The organism is Rhizomonospora bruguierae, assembly GCF_018397995.1.
GTDB classification, from domain to species: domain Bacteria; phylum Actinomycetota; class Actinomycetes; order Mycobacteriales; family Micromonosporaceae; genus Rhizomonospora; species Rhizomonospora bruguierae.
In genome coordinates, this window is the sequence record NZ_BBQH01000133.1 from 1 (window position 1) to 2,051 (window position 2,051).

Annotated in this window: 2 protein-coding genes and 1 pseudogene; all 3 read right to left on the reverse strand. The window is 63.8% G+C overall.

Going from position 1 to position 2,051, the window contains the following annotated elements:
* A pseudogene (locus tag KJS59_RS30435) lies at positions 1-319 on the reverse strand (hypothetical protein); the annotation flags it as partial.
* Positions 320-842: 523 nt separating this feature from the next.
* The gene (locus KJS59_RS30440) at positions 843-1,259 is read right to left on the reverse strand and encodes a PIN domain nuclease (protein ID WP_213457422.1); all 417 of its coding nucleotides are present in this window, start codon (positions 1,257-1,259) and stop codon (positions 843-845) included.
* Complete coding sequence (vapB, locus tag KJS59_RS31645; protein WP_249715175.1) at positions 1,250-1,600, reverse strand: type II toxin-antitoxin system VapB family antitoxin; 351 nt, start codon at positions 1,598-1,600, stop codon at positions 1,250-1,252. Before vapB ends, KJS59_RS30440 begins: the two co-directional genes overlap by 10 nt.
* Positions 1,601-2,051: the final 451 nt, after the last annotated feature.

Genomic DNA, 2,051 nt, shown 5'->3' on the forward strand with positions numbered 1-2,051 from the left:
GGTCCGGTGTGAAAAGCATCAAGTGGTCGAGACCCAGAAGCTTCGCGAAGAAAGCCGTGGCCTGTTTCAATATCTCGACGTCCTCACGCAGCCGGCGGTTCTCCCGTCGCAGCTGCGCCAGCTCGGCCCGCTCGTCGCTGGTCAACCCGTCGCTACGGGCGCCGGCGTCGAGCTCGGCCTGCTTCACCCAGTCCCGCACCGCGGTCTCCGTCAGGCGCAGCGCCAGGATCTCCACGTCCTTATCTCGATCGCTCATCGGCAGCAGGCGCAGCATGGCGAACACGCTCGTCACACCCAGGTAGGCCAGTCGCAGTAGCACGGCGGACCATCATGCCGCAGCGATCGTCAGCTGCGCGAGAGCTCAGCGCAAGCGACCGAGGTCGACATCCCGTCGCTCACGCACCGACTCCTACCAGGGCGGATGAGGTTTTCGGCAGGTGCATCTCCGCGTCTTTGTCCCGGTCGCTGCCCGGCAACAGCCGCAGTAGTGCGACGACGTTCGTGAGGCCAAGGTACCAAGTCACAGCAGCATGACACGGCATCATCGCGCAACCATCAACGGCGATGTGCAAGGAGGACCCGCATCGGAGAACGGGCAAGATCGGTTCCCACGCCCGAACAGCCATCTGACCAGTCCGGACGCATTTCTCGGCAGGCACAGGGGCACGGCCATCTACGTGGCCAGCAAGAACAAGTACGAGGACCAGATCTGGCTCAGTGCCAGCACCGAAGAAGTCTTCGACCTGGTCTGCGATCTCCACGTGGGACCCATCGCCCCCTGATCACGAACAGCACACGAGCCCGCGAACCACCAACCCCGAAGGACTTACGTCACGGACCAGTTAGCCAGGCAGGGTTTCAACCGACTGGCCCGTGACCGCGGCGATGAGGTCGAAGTCCTTGTCGACGGCGAGGACGGTCAGTCCCGTCTTTTCAGCAGTCGCCGCGATCAGGAGGTCAGGGATTGACGGGGCACGGTGCTGGCCTCGATCGGCAAGCAGCATCTGCACCTCCAGTGCCCGGTCCTCGATGGCGGGGGTCAGGTGCTCGACCGGCATCAAGGACAGTGGTGGGGCGGCGAACTGTCGACGCCCCACTTCTCCGGAGCGTGCTGAGTAGCCAAGTTCGAGCCGGGTGATGGTGGAGAGCCGGACCAACCCGCGGCTGATGCGTGCGCTCCACTCGTCGCGGTTCGCCGCTTGGCCGAGTTGGAGCCGAATGTACGCGGACTTGTCGATCAGCCAGCTCGTCACCGCCACGCGTCCTCCATCACTGCAGGGTCGGCCAGATCCGCGAATGCCTCTGCGGATCGTTGCCAGTCCTCGGCGGTGACCGTCCGCTCGCCGGCAGGGGGGATGTTCTCCTCGAACTTACGGCGTAGGTATTCGTTGCGGGACAGCCCGAGGTTGGCGGCTGTGGCGTCGATGCGGTCGACGGCCTCTTGACTAAGATCGCGGACGAGGATATTGGGCATGTGGCACCTCCCGATCCAGAGTGATGTTATCACGATATCATGCCTACGGGCTGTGCTGGCGGCTGTGGCCCCGCTGGTGAGGCGGTCGACCTCGTCGGCACGCAGGTATCGCTCTCTGGCATCCACGGGACTTTAGGCATTTTATTGGGACGAACAGCATGCCAGGTGTAGAGCCGGCCGAGAGAGGTCGGGTCACGACTCGCAGCGTGGGTTGTCCGTCGATGGCGAACCTTGATGTTCGCTTGGCCGTGAAGATCCGGTCCGGCACGCGCCGCTTGGCGCATGCGCCGTTTGGTCGACAGGGCCGGTTGCTCGCGGGGTGCTCGGACGAAGTGCGGATCACCCAGAGGCAGACCGAGAATGCACCCGTGACAAGCTTGCTGATCTTCTGCCACCGAGCACAGCAATTGCCCGTTGCGACCAGCACGCGGGAGATAGAAACAGAGAAGCCACAGGCAGTCAGCCTGCGGAGACCAATAGAGCACCGTCTTAGGAAACCGATGCTCTATCCCCTGAGCTACGAGGGCGCGAGGGCCTAGTCTAGCGACCTGGGGGTTCACCTGGGGTGGCAGGGAGT